Here is an 18198-nt window from a genome sequence, read left to right as displayed (position 1 = left end):
TGAGCCAGTCCTGAGCCGTTCTTGAGCTGTTACTGAGCCGTTCCCCGGAGACCTCGTTGCCCAGCCCCTACCGCGCCCTGTTCGCCGCCCCCGGCACCAAGGCCTTCTCGACCGCGGGCTTCCTCGGCCGGATGCCGCTGTCGATGATGGGCATCGGCGTGGTGACGATGATCTCGCAGCTCACCGGGCGGTACGGACTGGCCGGGGCGCTGTCGGCCACCATCGCGCTCGCCGCCGCCGTGGCGGGGCCGCAGGTCTCCCGGCTGGTGGACCGGTACGGTCAGCGACGGGTGCTGCGCCCGGCGACCCTCGTGTCGCTCACCGCGGCGGCCGTGCTGCTGCCGGCCGCGCACTACGGATGGCCGGACTGGGTGCTGTTCGTCGCCTGCGTCGGCATCGGCTGCGTGCCGAGCCTCGGCGCGATGGTCCGGGCCCGCTGGGCGGCCCTGTACCGGGGCACCCCACAACTCCACACCGCGTACTCGTTCGAGTCCGTGGTGGACGAGATCTGCTTCATCTTCGGGCCGATCATCTCCATCGGCCTGTCCACGGCCTGGTTCCCGGAGGCCGGGCCACTGCTCGCCGCCTGCTTCCTGGCCACGGGCGTCTTCTGGCTGACCGCGCAGCGCGCCACCGAGCCGGAGCCGCATCCGCGCGAACACAAGGGCGGCGGCACCCCGCTGCGCTCCCGGGGACTTCAGGTACTGGTCGTCACGTTCGCGGCGACGGGAACGATCTTCGGGGCGGTCGACGTGGTCACCGTGGCCTTCGCCGAGGAGGAGGGGCACAAGGCCGCCGCCAGCCTGGTGCTCGCTCTGTACGCGGCGGGTTCCTGCACAGCGGCCATGATCTTCGGGCTGATGCGCTTCGCCGGGCCGCCGGAACGACGCTGGCTGCTGGGCGTCTGTGCGATGGCCGTGAGTATGATCCCCCTCCTACTGGTCGGAAACCTGCTGTTTCTGGCCGCGGCGCTGTTCGTTGCGGGTCTGTCCATCGCTCCCACGATGATCACGACGATGTCCCTCATCGAAGAGCACGTACCACGCACGCAGCTCACCGAAGGCATGACCTGGGTGAGCACCGGCCTCGCGGTCGGGGTCGCGCTCGGCTCCTCCGCGGGCGGCTGGGTGATCGACGCCTCCGGGGCGCGCGCGGGGTACTGGGTTCCGGCGGTGGCCGGGGCCGTCGCGGTCGCGGTCGGTTTCCTCGGGTACCGCCGGCTCAAGCGGCCGGATCCGCGTCGGGGAGGGACCGTTGAGCAGCACACGCACGGCGAGCGGGATGACGAGCGGGAAGAACGGCACATGGCGTAACTGGGGCGGCAACGTCTCCGCGCGCCCCGCGCGGGAGGTCACTCCCGCCTCCGTGGACGAACTGGCCGAGGCCGTTCGCCGGGCGGCCCAGGACGGCCTGCGGGTCAAGGCCGTCGGCACCGGGCACTCCTTCACGTCCATAGCCGCGACGGACGGTGTGTTGATACGCCCTCAGCTGTTGACCGGCATCCGCGGCATCGACCGCGACGCCATGACGGTCACGGTCGAGGCCGGCACACCGCTCAAGAGGCTCAACCTGGCCCTCGCGCGGGAGGGTCTGTCGCTGACGAACATGGGCGACATCATGGACCAGACCGTCTCGGGGGCCACCAGTACCGGCACCCACGGCACGGGCCGCGACTCGGCCTCGATCGCCGCCCAGATCCGTGGCCTGGAACTGGTCACGGCGGACGGCTCGGTGCTGACCTGCTCCGAGCGCGAGAACCCCGAGGTCTTCGCCGCCGCCCGGATCGGCCTGGGCGCGCTGGGCGTCGTCACCGCGATCACCTTCGCCGTGGAGCCGATCTTCCTGCTCACGGCCCGCGAGGAGCCGATGCCGTTCGATCGCGTCCTCGCCGACTTCGACGAACTGTGGACCGAGAACGAGCACTTCGAGTTCTACTGGTTCCCGCACACCGGCAGCACCAACACCAAGCGCAACAACCGCAGCGCAGGCCCCGAGCAGCCGGTGGGGCGGCTCCAGGGCTGGTTCGAGGACGAGTTCCTGTCCAACGGCGTCTTCCAGGCGGCCAACTGGGTCGGCCGCGCGGTGCCCACCAGCATTCCCGCGATCGCCCGGGTCTCCAGCAAGGCGCTGTCCGCGCGGACGTACACGGACACCCCCTACAAGGTCTTCACCTCTCCGCGCCGGGTGCGCTTCGTGGAGATGGAGTACGCCGTTCCGCGCGAGGCCGTCGTGGAGACGCTGCGCGAACTGAGGACGATGGTCGACCGGTCACGGCTCCGGATCAGTTTCCCGGTCGAGGTGCGTACGGCTCCGGCCGACGACATCACGCTGTCCACGGCATCGGGCCGCGACAGTGCGTACATCGCCGTCCACATGTTCCGGGGCACGCCCTACCAGGCGTACTTCACCGCCGCCGAGCGCATCTTCACGGCGCACGAGGGGCGGCCGCACTGGGGCAAGATCCACACTCGGGACGCCGAGTACTTCTCACGGGTGTATCCGCGCTTCGGCGAGTTCACGGAGCTGAGGGACCGTCTTGACCCTGATCGTCTGTTCCGGAACGACTACTTGCGCCGGGTTCTGGGGCCGTAGCCGAGGCGTCGGGGGCCGGGCTCGTGGCGTCGCCGGAGCCGTCGGTTCCGCCTGCGTCCGGAGTGGGCGTCGGGCTGGACGTCGTACCGCCGTCCTCGGTGGAGGTGCCGCCCGACGACGTGCCGTCGCCGGTTTCGTCCGGGGTGCCGGACGGGGTGGGCGCCTGGGTGTCGTCGCCGGAGCCGGAGCCGGAACCCTCCGAGCTACCGGGCCCACCCGAGTTCTGGTTGTCCTGGCTGTCCCGAGAGTCCCCTGATCCGCCGGAATCGCCCGACTCCCCCGAATCCGGCGTGGACTTGCCGTGGCCGGTGAAGGCACTGCCGACGGTGGTGCTGCGGTCGCCGCTCAGACTTTCGCCGGAGGCGAGTTCGTACGTCGTGATCCCGGCCATGGTGACGCCGAAGACGAGGGCCGCCGCGACCACCGGGCGCTTCCAGCCCGTGGTCCGCGCGCGGTAGACGGTGCCCTCGGTGAACTCACCCGGAACCGATGCGGTCAGCCCGCCCGTCCGCACGGTGCCGACGGTGCGCTTCACCCTCATCTGCTCGCCGGTGCGCTTGAAGAAGTGCTGGAGGACCGAGCCTCCGCACGTGGCGATGACACTGATCAGACCGGCTCCGAGGATCGTGCCGTACACGCCGAAGGAGGAGGCGAGTTTGGCGGCCACCACCGCCGCGAGGGCGCTGCCGGCGACCTGGGGCACGTTCAGGTCGATTCGCTTGGACTTCACCTCCGCACGCGTATCCGTTTCGCCTGCTCCATCGGGCTTTTCACGCATCCCCGGACCTTGCCTGTCTTTCCCGTACATGATCGATCAACTGCACGAGAAAGGGACGTGGGGGCGAAACCATTAGTTCCGTTTCTGGTGATTCCGTGAAGTACGCCACGTCCAAGATCGCGCGAATCGCGCCGGGAGGGCCGAGCGCCACCCCTTGACGGAAGTTGGGCGGCGCGCCAATCCACGCACGTGGCCCGAATGGAGTACTGTTGCGAGCCCCGGGTCCGGTCTCCCGACAGGGAGTTCAGGATCTTGAAGGACCGCCGGGAGGGGGCTAGTTGCACAGGGTGACGGAGTTGGTCACTTAGCGTTGCGAATAGGTAACCGTGCCATAACGGCGTTTCAGGGCCCGTGCCCGACACGCCGGGCAACTCGGCAAGGTTGTGGCAGGCTGCACCCGGGCAGGCCACACTCGACAGAGCGGAAGCAGCGACGCACGTGACGTCGGCAGGCACCACCCGGGAGGTCCCCATGCCCGAACTGCGTGTCGTGGCCGTCTCGAATGACGGCACACGGCTGGTGCTGAAGGCTGCGGACAGCACGGAGTACACGCTTCCGATCGACGAGCGGCTCCGGGCCGCCGTACGCGGCGACCGTCCCCGCCTCGGCCAGATCGAGATCGAGGTGGAGAGTCATCTCCGCCCACGCGACATCCAGGCGCGTATACGTGCCGGCGCGACCGCGGAAGAGGTCGCGCAGATGGCCGGCATCCCCGTCGACCGCGTCCGGCGCTTCGAGGGACCCGTGCTGGCCGAGCGCGCCTTCATGGCGGAGCGGGCCCGCAAGACCCCCGTCCGCCGTCCCGGCGAGAACTCCGGGCCGCCACTCGGCGAGGCCGTCCAGGAGCGGCTGCTGCTGCGCGGCGCCGACAAGGACACCGTCCAGTGGGACTCCTGGCGCCGCGACGACGGCACCTGGGAAGTCCTCCTGGTCTACCTGGTCGCGGGCGAGCCGCACTCGGCGAGCTGGACGTACGACCCACCCCGGCGGCTCGTCCAGGCCGTCGACTCGGAGGCGCGCGCGCTGATCGGCGAGTCCGACGACCTCGCCGCGCCCGAGCCCAGCTTCCCGTTCGTCCCGCGCATCGCACGGCTGCCGCGCGACCGGCCGCTGGACCGCACTCTCGACCGGGAGCAGCGGGAGCGGCCGAGCCTGCCTCCGGCGCCGTCCGAGCCGGCCGAGGAGCCCGCGACCGCGGCCACCGCCTCGGCCGAACGCGACTCGCTCACCAGCCTGCTGGAGGCGGTACCGAGCTTCCGGGGCGACCTGGTGGTGCCCGAGCGCGCTCCGGAACCGGCGGAGGAGCCGGTCGAGGAGCCGGAGGTGGAGGAGCCCCCGGCACCCGCGGCGTCGGCCGGTTCCGCCTACGCCGACGTGCTCATGCCGCGCTCCGTGGCCAGCCACCGCGACCGCCTCACCGGTTCCACCGACCGCCAGGCCGAGGCCGACGGCGTCCGCCCGGGCCGCCGGGCGGCGGTGCCGAGCTGGGACGAGATCGTCTTCGGGACGCGGCGGAAGAAGCAGGAGTAGACGGTCTTCGACGATCGGGGCCGCGCCCACGTGGGCGCGGCCCCGACCGTCGGGCCGACTGGGCGGGGCCCCATTGCGGCGTCGTCGCCCTGCCTCGGACCTGGACGGTGGGACACCATCGCGACGTCGTCGCCCTGCCCGGACCTGGCCCACCACGCTCTCGTCGGCTCTGCGCGGGGCCGGCCCCACCTGCTCGGACCTGCCCTGCCCCACCACGCCCTCGCCAGCTCTGCTCGGGGCCGGCCCCACCTGCTCGGACCTGCCCTGCCCTGCCCCACCACGCCTCGTCGGCTCTGCTCGGGGCCGGCCGCCCCCCCCCCTGCTCGGACCTGCCCCGCCCCACCACGCCCTCGCCGGCTCTACTCGGGGCCGGCCCCCCTGCTCGGGACCCGGTCCCACCACTCCTCCGTCAGGCCTACTGCGGGTCCGGCCCCACGGCGACCGGTCGGCCCGGATCCGAGGACCACTCCGACCACGAGCCCACGTACAGCGCCGCCGGGATGCCCGCCACCGCCAGCGCCAGCACCTCGTGGGCGCCCGACACGCCCGAGCCGCAGTACACGCCCACCTCACCGTCCTCCGTGGCGCCCAACGTCTTGAAGCGGGCGCGGAGTTCCTCCGCGGGCAGGAACCGGCCGTCCGGCGCCACGTTGTCCGTCGTCGGCGCGGACACGGCGCCCGGGATGTGACCCCCGACCGGATCGATCGGCTCCACCTCGCCCCGGTACCGCTCCCCCGCGCGGGCGTCGAGCAGCACCCCGGAGCGGGCCAGCGCGGCGGCCCCGTCGGCGTCCAGCAGCCCCGCCGCGCCCGGCTCCGGGGCGAAGTCGCCCTCCGCGGGCGCGGGGACGTCGGTCGACAGCGGCGCCTCCCAGGCCGGCAACCCGCCGTCCAGGACCCGCACGTTCGGGTGACCCGTCCAGCGCAGCAGCCACCAGGCGCGTGCCGCCGCCCACCCCTGGCCGCCGTCGTACACGACGACCGGCCGGCCCGACGACACGCCCGCGCGGCGCATCACCGCGCCGAACTCCGCCACGTCGGGCAGCGGATGCCGGCCGCCCCCGCCGGGCGCGGCGGCGAGTTCCCTGTCCAGGTCGACGAAGACCGCACCGGGAAGGTGCCCGGCGGCGTACTCGGCCCGGCCGTCGAACGGCGGAGCGTCGGCCGCCTTGGCCGTGCTCAGCTGCCAGCGGACGTCAAGCAGGACGGGCGGGTTCGCGTCCGCCAGTTCGGTCACGAGTTCGGATGCGGAGATGGTGGCGTTCATGACCCCATCCTGGCGTACCGAGTGGCCGCCGCGTCGACGTCGGGCTACTCTGCCCGCCGGACAGTACCGATCACGAGGCGTACGGGTTCGGGCACATGCTGTACTACCCGTACAGCCCCGGGCTGCCCCACGGGCGCGCCCGAAGCGCGCGGCACCGGATCCGGTGCCGGCATCGCGCGCAGGTCCGTCAAAGCGGAATCCGTCAGGCGGAAGCGGACGCACGGCCCACGGAGGGCCGAGAAGAGAGTGACGATGACCGACGCACGGGGGTCGGCCGGCCGGAACGGCGAGACGAACGCCCGGCACACGCCCGGCACACCCTGCTGGGTGAGTCTGATGGTGCACGGACCGGCCGCGACCCAGGAGTTCTACGGCGCACTGTTCGGCTGGGAGTTCCAGCCCGGACCGCAGCAGTTGGGCCCGTACGCGCGGGCCCTGATCGACGGGCGCGAGGTCGCGGGCATCGGCCAACTGCCCCCGGACCGGCATCTGCCCATCGCCTGGACGCCCTACTTCGCCTCCGACGACGTCAACCGGACGGCCGAGACGGTACGCCTGTGCGGTGGCACGATCGGCGTGGGACCGCTGGACGCGGGCGAGGCCGGTCGTCTGGCCATCGGCTCCGACCCGTCGGGCGCCGTCTTCGGCATCTGGCAGGCGGCGGCGCACCTCGGCACGGCCGTCACGGACGTGCCCGGCACACCGGCGTGGAACGAGCTGATGACCTTCGAGTCGGCGAGCGTCGCCAAGTTCTACGAGACGGTGTTCGGCTTCGAACTGGTGCCGGAGGTCTCCGCCGACTTCGACTACGTGACGCTGTGCCTCGACGGCCGCCCCGTCGCCGGCATCCACGGCGTCGGCAACGCCCTGCCCCGTGACCGGGGGCCACACTGGGTGACGTACTTCGAGGTGGCCGACGCGGAGGAGTCCATGGAGCACCTCGCCGATCTGGGCGGGCATGTACTCAAACCGGCCCAGGACACCGCCCACGGCCGGTCCGCGATGGTGGCGGACCCGGAAGGGGCGCGGTTCTCGCTGCTGGAGGGCCGACGGGGCCCGGCCGCGGGGTCCCGGAGTCGCTCAAGCGGGTGATACCGGCAGCACGTCCGGTGACAGCGCGGCCGCGCGGGCCGTCGCGGCGGTCGTACGGCGCCGGTGGTGCCGTCGGCACAACACCTCGTAGCCGATCTCGTCGGGGGACTGGGCCACGTCGCCGACGACCACCTGGGCGCCCTCGACGACCATGACGCCGCCCACGGTGCGGGCGTTGTGCGTGGCGCGGGCGCCGCACCAGCACAGGGCCTCGACCTGGAGCACCTCGACGCGGTCGGCGAGTTCGACCAGGCGCTGGGAGCCGGGGAACAGCTTGGAACGGAAGTCGGTGGTGATGCCGAAGGCGTACACGTCCATGCCGAGATCGTCGACCACGCGCGCGAGCTGGTCGATCTGGTCCGGCGCGAGGAACTGGGCCTCGTCCGCGATCACGTAGTCCGCGCGTCCGCCCTGCGAGAGGTGGTCGACGACGTAGGCGTACAGGTCCCGTCCGTCCTCGACCTCCACCGCGTCGGTGACCAGGCCGAGGCGGGAGGAGAGCTTGCCCTCGCCCGCGCGGTCGTCGCGGGTGAAGATCATGCCGGCCAGGCCGCGCGCCGAGCGGTTGTGCTCTATCTGGAGAGCCAGTGTCGACTTCCCGCAGTCCATCGTTCCGGAGAAGAAGACCAGCTCGGGCATGAGGGGTTGAGCACCTTTCGGCAGCGGCGGCGGGAAGCGGGGCGGAGGGGACGGGATGGGACGGGGTCGGATGGGATGGGATGGGATGGGGTGGGATGGGGAGCGGGGCTTCAGGAGCGTACTTCGAGCAGGGGGACGAGTTGTTCGGCAGGGGTCATCGACCCGTGGTTGCCGACCATCGCCGACTCCTTCGGCTCCCGCTCGGAGGCGATGAGCAGGACGTCGTCCCGCGCGGCGGCGACCACGTCGCCGATGCGGTCGTACACCCGGTCGTCGATGCGGGGGCCGAACCAGCCCGCCGCGATCGCCTCGTCCCGCGACGCCACCCAGAACTGCTCGCCGAGCACCTCGCGCCAGCAGGTCAGCACGTCGTTCGCCGCGCCGGGGACGGCGTAGACGTGCCGGGCGCGGCCCTCGCCGCCGAGGAGGGCGACGCCCGCCTTCAGCTCCCAGTCGTCGTCGAAGTCGATGCGGTGGTCCTCGTCGAAGGGCACGTCGATCATGCCGTGGTCGGCGGTGACGTACAGGGCGCTGCGCGGCGGCAGCTGCTCGGCGAGGCGCTGGACGAGCCGGTCGACGTGCCCGAGCTGGCCGCGCCAGGTGTCGGAGTCGACGCCGAAGCGGTGGCCGGCGCCGTCGACCTCGGCGTAGTACGTGTAGACGAGGGCGCGGTCGGCGCCGGCCAGTTGCTCGGCGGCGCAGTCCATCCGGTCCTCGCCGGACAGCCGGCCGTGGAACGTTCCGCCGCTGAGCGCGACCTTGGTCAGCGGGGTGTTCGCGAAGGTCGGGGAGGAGACCTGGGCGGCGCGCACACCCGCCTCGTGGGTGAGCTGGAAGACGGTGGGGTACGGCTGCCAGGGGCCCGGCGCGGTCCACGGCTGCCAGCGCAGCTGGTTCATCAGCGCGCCGGTGGCGGGATCACGCACGGTGTAGCCGGGCAGGCCGTGGGCGCCCGGTGGCAGGCCGGTGCCGACGGAGGCGAGGGAGGTGGCGGTGGTCGCCGGGTAGCCGGCGGTGATCGGGCGTCCGGTGCCGCCGCGCGAGGTGCCCAGCAGCGAGCTGAGGAAGGGGGCGTCCTCCGGGTGCGCGCGCAGCTGCTCCCAGCCGAGGCCGTCGATCAGGAACACGCAGTTCCGGTCGGCGGGGGTCAGTTCCGTGATGCCCGCGGTCATGCCGGGGACGCCGAGGCCGGCGGCCAGGGTGGGCAGCAGGTCGGCGAGCGAGCCCGTGCCGTACTCGGGTACGGGGGCGGAGTCGACGGGGAGGGGCTCCGGGTCGGTGTCCCAGGCGGCGGGCTGCACCATCAGCGGGCGGAATCCGCGGTCGCCTCGGAGAGGGCCTGGGCGAAGGCGAGTGCCTGGCGCACCGTCTCCGGGCCGTCCCCGGCCTCGCTGACGCGCAGGCTGAGGTCGTCGGCCGTCGAACTGCCCGTGTAGCCGTGGTCGGCCTCGCAGTTGGGGTCGCCGCAGGCGGCCGGCTCCAGGTCGATGCGGGAGACGGCGCCCCAGCCGATGGTCAGCACGATCTCGCGGGGAAGTGTGCCCGGCTTGTACTGCTCCGGGTTGGCGACCACGCGGCTGACGACGATGGACGAGATCCGGCCGATCTTGACGGACTCCGTGGAGGTCGTGGCGTACGGCGTGGGAGACGTGTCGTCGGCGGCCTGCTCGTCGGTGTGGCTGACGATGAAGCGGTTGCCGGTGAGCACGAGAACGGTCACGTGCCGGCGTACCTCGTTCTGGTCGAACGTCGTCTCCTGGTGGACCAGGTACGACCGCACGGGCTCGCCGCCCACGGCGGCCTCCACCGCCTCGGCCACGAGGGCCGGGTAGTAGCCGCTGCGCTCGATCGCCGCTCGCAGCCCCTGGGTCGTCGTACTGGTCTTGGCCATGCCGTCCATCCTACGGGGGCGCACCGACTGCGAGGCACGCTCGTGCGGTGCCCGGCCCCAGCCGTGGGCGGTCAGTACGCCGGCAGGGTCCGCGGGCCGAGGTCGTCCCTGGCGGGAGGGGGTGCGAGGCGGACGGAGGCGCTGAGGACGCTCAGGCCGCGCGAAGCGACGATGACCGGTTCCAGGGTGACCGCGACGACCTCCGGGTGGTCGTCGACCAGCCGGGAGACCCGCAGCAGCAGCTCCTCCAGGGCGGCGCTGTCGACCGGGGCCGAGCCGCGCCAGCCGAAGAGGAGGGGTGCCGTGCGGATCGAGCGGATGAGCGAGGTGGCCTCCCGGTCGGTGACCGGGATCAGCCGGTGCGCCATGTCGCCGAGCAGCTGGGTGGCGGCCCCGGCGAGCCCGAAGGAGAGCGCGGCACCGGCCGCCGGGTCGATGACCGCCCGTACGACCGTGTCGACGCCGCGCGGTGCCATGCCCTGCACCACCGGGCGCAGTTCCTCGGGCCTCCCGAACAGCTCGGTCAACTCGGTGTACGCCCGGCGCAGTTGCTCCTCGTCCGCGAGATCCAGGCGTACGCCGCCCAGGTCGGCGCGGTGGCGCAGGTGCGGGGCGGTGGCCTTGAGGGCGACGGGGTAGCCGATGGTCCGCGCGGCGGCGACGGCGTCGTCGGGGGTGGGGGCGGGCAGGGCGCGGTGGACGTGTATGCCGTACCTGCCGAGCAGGTCGCAGGTCTCCTGCGTGCCGAGGGTGAGCCCCTGCCCGCGCGCGAGGTGCCCGGCTATCAGCCCGGCGGCGCCCTTCTCGTCGATGTCCTCGTACTCCGGCACCTTCCCGGGGTCGGCGGCGTCGCGTCGCCACTGGGCGTAGGCGACGGCCTGGGCGAGGGCGCGGACGGCCCGCTCGGCGGCGGGGTAGGCGGGGATGAGGTGGGCTCCTTCCGGAGCCTGGACGGAGGGCGGCCGCTGTGCCGCGGCTGGGGAACGGGACTCCTCAGGGGTGGTCGAAGCCGCCTGCGGTGCCGTGTTCGAGGTGGCCTGCGGCGCCGTGCCCGCGGTGGCCTGCGGCGCCGTGGCCGAAGTGGCCTGCGGTGCCGTGCTCGTCGCCGCGGACAGGGCTTCCGCGAGGCCGCCCAGTTCGACGTGGACCACCAGGACCGGCTTGCCGGGCTCCGCGGCCGCCGCCGACCGCAGGGCCTCCGCCAGCGCCGCGTCACCGGCCGACCCCTCCCCCACCGTCGGGATGGCCGTCACCACCACCGCGTCGCACGTGTCGTCGGCCAGGGCGCGGGAGAGCGCCGCGTGGAAGTCGTCCGCCGAAGCCGCCGTCGTCAGGTCCAGGGGCGAGTGCGGCCGCAGCCCCTCGGAGAGGCAGGCGTCGTATGTCAGAAGGCCCAGTGATTCGGAGTTCCCCAGGATCGCCACCCTCGGCCCCGCGGGCAACGGCTGGCGGGCGAGGAGCAGCCCCGCGTCGACCAGGTCGGTGATCGTGTCGACGCGGATCACGCCGGCCTGCCTCAGCAGCGCGGAGACCGTCGCGTGGGGCAGCCGCGTCGCCCGGACCGCGTGTCCCTGGGGTGCCACGCCGCCGTGCCGGGCGCCCTGCACCACGACCAGCGGCTTGACGGCCGCCGTCCGCCGGGCCAGGCGGGTGAACTTGCGCGGGTTGCCGATGGACTCCAGGTACATCAGCGCGACGTCGGTCTCCGGGTCGTCGTACCAGTACTGAAGTACGTCGTTGCCGGAGACGTCGGCCCGGTTGCCGGAGGAGACGAAGGTCGACACGCCCGTGACGCCGGTGACTCCGCCGCCGCGCCGGTGCAGCCGGGACAGCAGGGCGATGCCGATGGCGCCGGACTGGGCGAACAGCCCGATCCGGCCGGGGCGCGGCATCTCGGGGGCGAGGGAGGCGTTGAGCCGCACCTGGGCGGAGGTGTTGACGATCCCGAAGGCGTTGGGGCCGATGATCCGCATGCCGTACGTGCGCGCGTGCCGCACGAGGGCGCGCTGCCGTTCGCGTCCGTCGGGGCCGCTATCGGCATAGCCGGCGGAGATCACCACGAGGCCCTGCACGCCGTGCTCGCCGCACTCGGTGACGACCTCGGGGACGTGCTCGGCGGGCACGGTGACGACGGCGAGGTCGACGGGCCCGTCGATCTCGCGCACCGAGCGGCAGGCGGGCACCCCGTCGAGCTCCTTCTGCGTCTCGGGGAGCGCCTTGTTCACGGCGTACAGCCGGCCGGTGTAGCCCGCGTCCCGGATGTTGCCGAGGATGCTGCGGCCGACGCCTCCCGGTGTGCGGCCGGTGCCGATGACCGCCACCGAGCCGGGTTGCAACAGCCGCTGAACCGAACGCGCCTCCGCGCGGTGCTCGCGCGCGTACTGCACGGCGAGCGAGCGGTCGGTGGGTTCGAGGTCGAACTCCAGGCGGACCACGCCGTCCTCGAAGCTCCGCTTCTGGGTGTACCCGGCGTCCATGAACACCTTGATCATCTTGGTGTTGGCGGGCAGCACCTCGGCGGCGAAGCGGCGGATGCCGCGCTCGCGGGCGACGGCGGCGATGTGTTCCAGCAGCGCGGAGGCGACGCCGCGCCCCTGGTGGGCGTCCTGGACGAGGAAGGCGACCTCGGCCTCGTCGGCCGGTGCGGAGGCGGGTGTTCCACCGGCGCCGATCCGGTCGTAGCGTACGGTGGCGATGAACTCGCCGCCGATCGTGGCCGCGAGTCCCACCCGGTCCACAAAGTCGTGGTGCGTGAAGCGGTGGACGTCCTTGGCGGACAGGCGAGGGTACGGCGCGAAGAAGCGGTAGTACTTCGACTCGTCGGAGACCTGCTCGTAGAAGCTGACCAGGCGCTCGGCGTCATCAACGGTGATGGGGCGGACGCGCGCGGTGCCGCCGTCGCGCAGCACCACGTCGGCCTCCCAGTGGGCGGGGTACTCGTGCCGGTCCGACGAGGTCTGCATGGGCCCCAGAGTACGGCTCGCGTACGACAACGGCGCGAGGCAGTCTGTGGAGGACGGAAGGTCGGGCCGAGGCCGCGGTCCGACGACCACACGGGGCGGCGGCAGCCGTCCTCGCACGCTTCACGATGTGGGAAACTGGTCTAGACAAGACTGGTCTAGACAACCTGAACCCCTGAACACCTGAAGGGCAGCATCACATGGCTGAGCGCCGCGTCAACGTCGGCTGGGCCGAGGGTCTCCACGCCCGCCCCGCCTCCATTTTCGTCCGAGCCGCCACGGCCACAGGCGTCCCGGTGACGATCGCCAAGGCCGACGGGTCCCCCGTCAACGCGGCCTCCATGCTGGCCGTCCTCGGCCTCGGCGCCCAGGGTGGCGAGGAGATCGTCCTCGCCGCCGACGCCGAGGGCGCGGACGCCGCCCTGGACCGGCTGGCGAAGCTGGTCTCCGAGGGGCTCGAGGAACTCCCCGAGACCGTCTGAGCAACGGCAGCACCGAAAGGCCCGCCCGGACCACCGGGCGGGCCTCTCGCTTTCTCTTTCCGCTTCCCCCGTCTTCATGGGCAGCAGGAAATAGCCCCCTCCCCCGAATTACTCTCTCTTTGTATACGGCGCCCGTGTTAATGCCGCAGGCTCGGCATGTTTACGGGACGTTGCGATTTCCTCACACGCTCCGTCCGCTCGCCCCCGCCTCCGCCTCCACCTCCGCCGCCGGAGACGAATCGCAGCCTGTGCGCCGGCGCCGACCGCTCGGTGTGCAGCGTCATGAGCGCCCGCGCTCGCTCGCCGTCGCCCCGGGCCACCGCGTCGACGATCGCGCCGTGCTCCGCCCAGCACTCCACGGGTCCGGCCGACGCCTCCACGACGTACATCCAGGCGATCTTGTGGCGCAGTTGGGTCAGCAAGGCCGTCAGCGACGGGCTGCCGGCGGCCTGGGCCAGGGTCTCGTGGAACCACCCGTCCAGTGAGCGCAGATCCTCGCTGTTGCCCTGCCTGGCACGCTCCTGCCCCAGCCTGACCAGACCACGCAGCACCTTGAGGTGGGCCTCGGTGCGGCGCCGGGCGGCCCGGGAGGCACCGAGAGGTTCGAGGAGCGTGCGCGTCTCCAGCAGGTCGGCGGCCTCCTGCTCGGTGGGTTCCGCGACGCACGCGCCCGCGTGCCGCCGCGTCACCACGAAGCCTTCGGCCTCCAGCGTGCGCAGGGCCTCGCGGACGGGGACGCGGGAGACGCCGTAGCGGCGGGCCAGGAGTTCCTCGGTGAGCCGACCGCCGCGTCCGTGGACGCCGGTGACGATGTCGTCCCGGATCGCCGTGCACACCGAGTGCGCCGGAATACGCATGCCCGACCTCCGCCTTAATCCCCGTGAAACGTCGACGATTGACGCGTGCTCAGTGACTCTAAGCCAATCAAGCGCACATTCCGACGGCAGAGCGGATTTCATGGTTATTTTTTGGACCACCGACGCGTGCACCGAAGGAAAGAAAGCCAAAAGCCCCGGCTCGGGAGGCCGGGGCTTTCGAATGTCGTACCGTCCGTCGTCAGACGTTCACGCCGTGGGAGCGGAGGTAGGCGACGGGGTCCAGGTCCGAGCCGTACTCGGGGCTCGTACGGGCCTCGAAGTGCAGGTGCGGTCCGGTGACGTTGCCGGTGGCACCGGAGAGGCCGATCTGCTGCCCGGGTTCGACCGCCTGGCCGACCGAGACGCCGATGGACGACAGGTGGCCGTACTGGGTGTACGTGCCGTCGTGCATCTTGATCACGACCTGGTTGCCGTACGCCCCGCCCCAGCCGGCCTCGACGACGGTGCCGACGCCGACCGAGTGCACGGAGGTGCCGCTGGAGGCGTGGAAGTCGATGCCGGTGTGGCTGCCGGAGGACCACAGCGAGCTGCCGGCCTGGTAGGCGGTGGAGACGTAGGAGGCGGTGATCGGCGACACGAAGGTGTTGAGGCGCTTGCGCTCCGCCTCGCGTGCGGCGCGCTCCTTGGCCTCGCGCGCCTCCTCGGCCGCCTCGGCCGCCCGCTCGCGCGCGGCCTCCTGGGCCGCCTCACGGGCGGCGGCGTGCAGGGCGGCCTGCTCCTGCGCGGTGGCCTGGGCGTCGATCTCGTCGGCTATGGAGTCGCCGATGGTGATGACCGGGGTGAGTCCGCTCTGCTCCGCCCGGGGCTCGGCGGCGAGCGCCGGAGCCGCGAGGGTGCCGACGACGCCGGTGGTGGCGAGGGCCGCGACACCCGCCGCGCGGGCGGTGGTGCGGTGCACCCGGCTGGGACGGCGGTGCTTCCCGGTGGCGCGCGTGAACGCCATGTAGAGGCTGGTCCTTTCCTTCCCTCTCGCCTACCGGGTTAGCTGACGGGTTCGGAGCAGGAAGGTCTCCTACGGACCCCCTCGCTGCGCGCGCGGGCGTCCGATTCACCCCAGGGACTGCGTTGGGTCCCCGGCTCCCCTGGCTCGCGCCGTACGGGGACTCGGCGATGACTGTCCGGTGCCGCGGGCGCGGCGCACTGCGTGACGAACAGACCGGATGACGCTAAACGCGGCTGTGTTCAATCCTCAAACGCAACAAGCCTTTTGTAGCGCACGCCACAGGGCAGACGGGCAGCCTCTCCCGCAATCCGGACAAAAGACGGCCCCGGTGACACTCGGGTCACCGGGGCCGCCACACGCGTGTGCCGCTACTCGGCCGCCACCACGGTGACTTCACCGATGCCGAGGGCCTCGACGGGCTCCTTGATCTGCGCCGCGTCGCCGACGAGGACCGTCACCAGACGGTCGACCGGGAAGGCGTTCACGACCGCCGCCGTGGCCTCCACGGTGCCCGTGGCGGCGAGTTGGCGGTAGAGCGTGGCCTGGTAGTCGTCGGGCAGGTGCTGCTCGACCTGGTCGGCCAGCGTGCTCGCCACGGCCGCCGCCGTCTCGTACTTCAGCGGCGCCACGCCCACCAGGTTCTGCACGGCCACGTCGCGCTCGGCGTCGGTGAGACCCTCCGCGGCGAGCTTGCGCAGCACCGTCCACAGGTCCTCCAGGGCGGGACCGGTGTTGGGGGTGTCCACGGAGCCGCTGATGGCGAGCATCGCGGCGCCCGTGCCGTCGGGCGCGGAACGCATGACCTGCCCGAACGCCCGTACGCCGTAGGTGTAGCCCTTCTCCTCGCGCAGGACGCGGTCCAGGCGCGAGGTGAGGGTCCCGCCGAGGCAGTAGGTGCCGAGCACCTGCGCGGGCCACACGCGGTCGTGCCGGTCGGCGCCGGTGCGGCCGATCAGCAACTGCGTCTGGACGGCACCGGGTCGGTCCACGATGACGACCCGGCCGGTGTCGTCGGCGCTCACCGGGGGTACGGGACGCGCCTCGGCCGCGGAGCCGGTCCACGCGCCCAGCGTCTCGCCGAGCAGCGCGTCGAGGTCGACGTCGGTGAGGTCGCCGACGACCACGGCGGTGGCGGTGGCGGGTCGGACGTGCTTCTCGTAGAAGCCGCGTACGGCCGCCGAGTCGATGCTCGCGACCGTCTCCTCGGTGCCCTGGCGCGGGCGCGACATACGCGCCCCGGCCGGGAACAGCTCCTTGGAGAGTTCCTTGGCCGCGCGGCGTGACGGGTTGGCCAGCTCGTGCGGGATCTCGTCGAGCCGGTTGCGGACCAGCCGTTCGACCTCGCTGTCCGCGAACGCGGGCGCCCGGAGGGCGTCGGCGAGCAGGCCCAGGGCCTTGGCGAGGCGTGAGGCCGGCACCTCCAGGCTCAGCCGGACGCCGGGGTGGTCGGCGTGTGCGTCGAGGGTGGCACCGCAGCGCTCCAGTTCGGCGGCGAAATCCTCGGCGGAGTGCTTGTCGGTGCCCTCGGAGAAGGCGCGCGCCATGATCGTGGCGACACCGTCGAGGCCGGCCGGCTCGGCGTCCAGGGGCGCGTCGAGGAGCACCTCCACGGCGACGACCTGCTGGCCGGGGCGATGGCAGCGCAGCACGGTGAGGCCGTTGCCGAGGCTGCCGCGCTCGGGGGCCGGGAACGCCCACGGCTTGGGCTCGCCGGCCCGCGGCTGGGAGTGGAATTCCATGGTGGCGAGCTCGGTCACTTGGCCGCCTCCTCGTTCTCGTCGGTGGCGTCGTTCTCGTCGGCGGGGGCGGTCGGCTCGTAGACGAGCACCGCGCGGTTGTCGGGGCGCAGGCGGGCCTTGGCGACCTCCTGGACCTCCTCGGCCGTCACCTCGAGCACCCGCTGCACGGCGGTGAGGGCGAGCTGCGGGTCGCCGAACAGGACGGCGTACCGGCACAGTTCGTCGGCGCGGCCCGCGACCGTGCCCAGGCGGTCCAGCCACTCGCGCTCCAACTGGGCCTGGGCGCGCTCCATCTCCTCGGCCGTGGGGCCCTCCTCGGCGAACCGGGCGAGCTCCTCGTCGATGGCGGTCTCGATGACCGGCACCTCGACGTCACCGGACGTCTTCACGTCCAGCCACCCCAGGGAGGGCGCTCCGGCGAGCCGCAGCAGGCCGAAGCCGGCGGCGACGGCCGTGCGGTCGCGGCGTACCAGCCGGTTGTACAGGCGGGACGACTCACCGCCGCCCAGGACGGTGAGGGCCAGGTCGGCCGCGTCGCACGCGCGCGTGCCGTCCTCCGGCAGGCGGTAGGCCGCCATCAGGGCGCGGGCCGGCACCTCCTCCTCGACCACCTCGCGCAGCTGCCCGCCCATGACATCGGGCAGCGAGCCGTCCCGGGGGGCCTGCTTGCCGTCGTGCGAGGCGATGGAGCCGAAGTACTTCTCGATCCAGGCGAGCGTCTGCTCGGGGTCGATGTCGCCGACGACCGACAGCACCGCGTTGTTCGGCGCGTAGTAAGTGCGGAAGAACGCGCGCGCGTCCTCCAGCGTCGCCGCGTCCAGGTCGGCCATGGAGCCGATCGGCGTGTGGTGGTAGGGGTGGCCCTCCGGGTAGGAGAGGGCGGTCAGCTTCTCGAACGCCGTGCCGTAGGGCACGTTGTCGTAGCGCTGGCGGCGCTCGTTCTTGACGACGTCCCGCTGGTTCTCCATCGACTCGTCGTCCAGCGCGGACAGCAGGGAGCCCATGCGGTCGGCCTCCAGCCAGAGGGCGAGCTCCAGCTGGTGGGTGGGCATGGTCTCGAAGTAGTTGGTGCGCTCGAAGCTGGTGGTGCCGTTGAGCGAGCCGCCGGCGCCCTGCACCAGCTCGAAGTGGCCGTTGCCCTTGACCTGGGCGGAGCCCTGGAACATGAGGTGCTCGAAAAGGTGAGCCAGGCCGGTACGCCCCTTGACTTCGTGGCGCGAGCCGACGTCGTACCAGAGGCACACCGCCGCGACCGGGGTCAGGTGGTCCTCGGAGAGCACCACGCGCAGGCCGTTGGCCAGGCGGTGCTCGGTCGCTGTCAGGCCGCCGGAGCCTGCCTGGGCTGTGGCCGTGTGACCCATGGGCATGTACGTCCCTTCGATCGCGGAATCCTTGGTGGAAACACTT

General features: G+C 72.4%; 15 protein-coding genes and 1 riboswitch. Of the genes, 5 read left to right on the top strand and 10 right to left on the bottom strand.

The genetic code is table 11. The features are described from left to right. Nucleotides 1-56 precede the first annotated feature (56 nt). Nucleotides 57-1313 (top strand): MFS transporter, encoded by a 1257-nt coding sequence (locus ACFCZF_RS07895; protein WP_375923698.1) that lies wholly within the window; start codon nucleotides 57-59, stop codon nucleotides 1311-1313. Next, on the top strand, nucleotides 1282-2592 hold the full coding sequence (locus ACFCZF_RS07890) for a D-arabinono-1,4-lactone oxidase (RefSeq protein WP_376670975.1): 1311 nt from the start codon (nucleotides 1282-1284) through the stop codon (nucleotides 2590-2592). Before ACFCZF_RS07895 ends, ACFCZF_RS07890 begins: the two co-directional genes overlap by 32 nt. On the opposite strand, the gene ACFCZF_RS07885 is transcribed toward ACFCZF_RS07890, so the two are convergent. Continuing rightward, nucleotides 2516-3370, bottom strand: coding sequence for a hypothetical protein (locus tag ACFCZF_RS07885; protein ID WP_376670916.1), 855 nt, complete (start codon nucleotides 3368-3370; stop codon nucleotides 2516-2518). The two genes, ACFCZF_RS07890 and ACFCZF_RS07885, sit on opposite strands and share 77 nt — an antisense overlap. A gap of 471 nt (nucleotides 3371-3841) precedes the next feature. Between ACFCZF_RS07885 and sepH the strand changes: the two genes are divergently transcribed. Continuing rightward, a complete protein-coding gene (gene sepH, locus ACFCZF_RS07880) occupies nucleotides 3842-4900 on the top strand; it encodes a septation protein SepH (RefSeq protein ID WP_375923693.1) in 1059 nt (352 codons plus the stop codon). A gap of 415 nt (nucleotides 4901-5315) precedes the next feature. On the opposite strand, the gene ACFCZF_RS07875 is transcribed toward sepH, so the two are convergent. Beyond that, nucleotides 5316-6167 carry a sulfurtransferase gene (locus ACFCZF_RS07875; protein ID WP_376670915.1) on the bottom strand — a complete coding sequence of 284 codons (852 nt, stop codon included), beginning with the start codon at nucleotides 6165-6167 and terminating at the stop codon, nucleotides 5316-5318. Nucleotides 6168-6419: 252 nt separating this feature from the next. Between ACFCZF_RS07875 and ACFCZF_RS07870 the strand changes: the two genes are divergently transcribed. Continuing rightward, nucleotides 6420-7259 (top strand): VOC family protein, encoded by an 840-nt coding sequence (locus ACFCZF_RS07870; protein ID WP_376670914.1) that lies wholly within the window; start codon nucleotides 6420-6422, stop codon nucleotides 7257-7259. On the opposite strand, the gene ACFCZF_RS07865 is transcribed toward ACFCZF_RS07870, so the two are convergent. The 4 genes from ACFCZF_RS07865 to ACFCZF_RS07850 all read right to left on the bottom strand — a co-directional run bounded on the left by ACFCZF_RS07865 (nucleotide 7248) and on the right by ACFCZF_RS07850 (nucleotide 12752). Next, nucleotides 7248-7898 (bottom strand): thymidine kinase, encoded by a 651-nt coding sequence (locus ACFCZF_RS07865; RefSeq protein WP_376670913.1) that lies wholly within the window; start codon nucleotides 7896-7898, stop codon nucleotides 7248-7250. The two genes, ACFCZF_RS07870 and ACFCZF_RS07865, sit on opposite strands and share 12 nt — an antisense overlap. A gap of 110 nt (nucleotides 7899-8008) precedes the next feature. Further along, on the bottom strand, nucleotides 8009-9202 hold the full coding sequence (locus ACFCZF_RS07860; RefSeq protein ID WP_376670912.1) for an alkaline phosphatase family protein: 1194 nt from the start codon (nucleotides 9200-9202) through the stop codon (nucleotides 8009-8011). Then, entirely contained in the window at nucleotides 9202-9798 is a 597-nt protein-coding gene (locus tag ACFCZF_RS07855; RefSeq protein ID WP_376670974.1) for a DUF5998 family protein, read from the bottom strand. Before ACFCZF_RS07855 ends, ACFCZF_RS07860 begins: the two co-directional genes overlap by 1 nt. A gap of 62 nt (nucleotides 9799-9860) precedes the next feature. After that, on the bottom strand, nucleotides 9861-12752 hold the full coding sequence (locus ACFCZF_RS07850; protein ID WP_376670911.1) for a GNAT family N-acetyltransferase: 2892 nt from the start codon (nucleotides 12750-12752) through the stop codon (nucleotides 9861-9863). A 197-nt stretch (nucleotides 12753-12949) separates the two neighbouring features. Between ACFCZF_RS07850 and ACFCZF_RS07845 the strand changes: the two genes are divergently transcribed. Further along, on the top strand, nucleotides 12950-13231 hold the full coding sequence (locus ACFCZF_RS07845) for an HPr family phosphocarrier protein (protein WP_055419832.1): 282 nt from the start codon (nucleotides 12950-12952) through the stop codon (nucleotides 13229-13231). Nucleotides 13232-13368: 137 nt separating this feature from the next. Here the strand turns inward: ACFCZF_RS07845 and ACFCZF_RS07840 are convergent, their stop codons facing one another. The 4 genes from ACFCZF_RS07840 to ACFCZF_RS07825 form a co-directional block, all read right to left on the bottom strand. After that, nucleotides 13369-14088: a GntR family transcriptional regulator gene (locus ACFCZF_RS07840; protein ID WP_376670910.1), complete on the bottom strand. Its 720-nt coding sequence runs from the start codon at nucleotides 14086-14088 to the stop codon at nucleotides 13369-13371. A 199-nt stretch (nucleotides 14089-14287) separates the two neighbouring features. Further along, nucleotides 14288-15052, bottom strand: a complete 765-nt coding sequence (locus ACFCZF_RS07835; protein ID WP_376670909.1) for a M23 family metallopeptidase — start codon at nucleotides 15050-15052, stop codon at nucleotides 14288-14290. 12 nt (nucleotides 15053-15064) lie between these two features. Next, a riboswitch (cyclic di-AMP (ydaO/yuaA leader) is annotated at nucleotides 15065-15229 on the bottom strand. Between the two features lie 191 nt (nucleotides 15230-15420). Beyond that, complete coding sequence (locus tag ACFCZF_RS07830) at nucleotides 15421-16809, bottom strand: M16 family metallopeptidase (protein ID WP_376670908.1); 1389 nt, start codon at nucleotides 16807-16809, stop codon at nucleotides 15421-15423. Next, the gene (locus tag ACFCZF_RS07825) at nucleotides 16806-18158 is read right to left on the bottom strand and encodes a M16 family metallopeptidase (protein WP_376670907.1); all 1353 of its coding nucleotides are present in this window, start codon (nucleotides 18156-18158) and stop codon (nucleotides 16806-16808) included. Before ACFCZF_RS07825 ends, ACFCZF_RS07830 begins: the two co-directional genes overlap by 4 nt. Between the last annotated feature and the right edge of the window lie 40 nt (nucleotides 18159-18198).

Source organism: Streptomyces sp. NPDC056296 (assembly GCF_042268605.1).
GTDB lineage: Bacteria > Actinomycetota > Actinomycetes > Streptomycetales > Streptomycetaceae > Streptomyces.
Note: the sequence above shows the minus strand (reverse complement) of the source record. Positions and strands in the feature narration are given on the sequence as shown.

What these genes read in the sequence shown, in the direction of transcription:
- ACFCZF_RS07890 (WP_376670975.1), top strand. Translation starts at nt 1,282, where the DNA reads ATGACGAGCGGGAAGAACGGCACATGGCGTAACTGGGGCGGCAACGTC.
- ACFCZF_RS07885 (WP_376670916.1), bottom strand. Translation starts at nt 3,370, where the DNA reads ATGCGTGAAAAGCCCGATGGAGCAGGCGAAACGGATACGCGTGCGGAG.
- sepH (WP_375923693.1), top strand. Translation starts at nt 3,842, where the DNA reads ATGCCCGAACTGCGTGTCGTGGCCGTCTCGAATGACGGCACACGGCTG.
- ACFCZF_RS07875 (WP_376670915.1), bottom strand. Translation starts at nt 6,167, where the DNA reads ATGAACGCCACCATCTCCGCATCCGAACTCGTGACCGAACTGGCGGAC.
- ACFCZF_RS07870 (WP_376670914.1), top strand. Translation starts at nt 6,420, where the DNA reads ATGACCGACGCACGGGGGTCGGCCGGCCGGAACGGCGAGACGAACGCC.
- ACFCZF_RS07865 (WP_376670913.1), bottom strand. Translation starts at nt 7,898, where the DNA reads ATGCCCGAGCTGGTCTTCTTCTCCGGAACGATGGACTGCGGGAAGTCG.
- ACFCZF_RS07860 (WP_376670912.1), bottom strand. Translation starts at nt 9,202, where the DNA reads ATGGTGCAGCCCGCCGCCTGGGACACCGACCCGGAGCCCCTCCCCGTC.
- ACFCZF_RS07855 (WP_376670974.1), bottom strand. Translation starts at nt 9,798, where the DNA reads ATGGACGGCATGGCCAAGACCAGTACGACGACCCAGGGGCTGCGAGCG.
- ACFCZF_RS07850 (WP_376670911.1), bottom strand. Translation starts at nt 12,752, where the DNA reads ATGCAGACCTCGTCGGACCGGCACGAGTACCCCGCCCACTGGGAGGCC.
- ACFCZF_RS07845 (WP_055419832.1), top strand. Translation starts at nt 12,950, where the DNA reads ATGGCTGAGCGCCGCGTCAACGTCGGCTGGGCCGAGGGTCTCCACGCC.
- ACFCZF_RS07840 (WP_376670910.1), bottom strand. Translation starts at nt 14,088, where the DNA reads ATGCGTATTCCGGCGCACTCGGTGTGCACGGCGATCCGGGACGACATC.
- ACFCZF_RS07835 (WP_376670909.1), bottom strand. Translation starts at nt 15,052, where the DNA reads ATGGCGTTCACGCGCGCCACCGGGAAGCACCGCCGTCCCAGCCGGGTG.
- ACFCZF_RS07825 (WP_376670907.1), bottom strand. Translation starts at nt 18,158, where the DNA reads ATGCCCATGGGTCACACGGCCACAGCCCAGGCAGGCTCCGGCGGCCTG.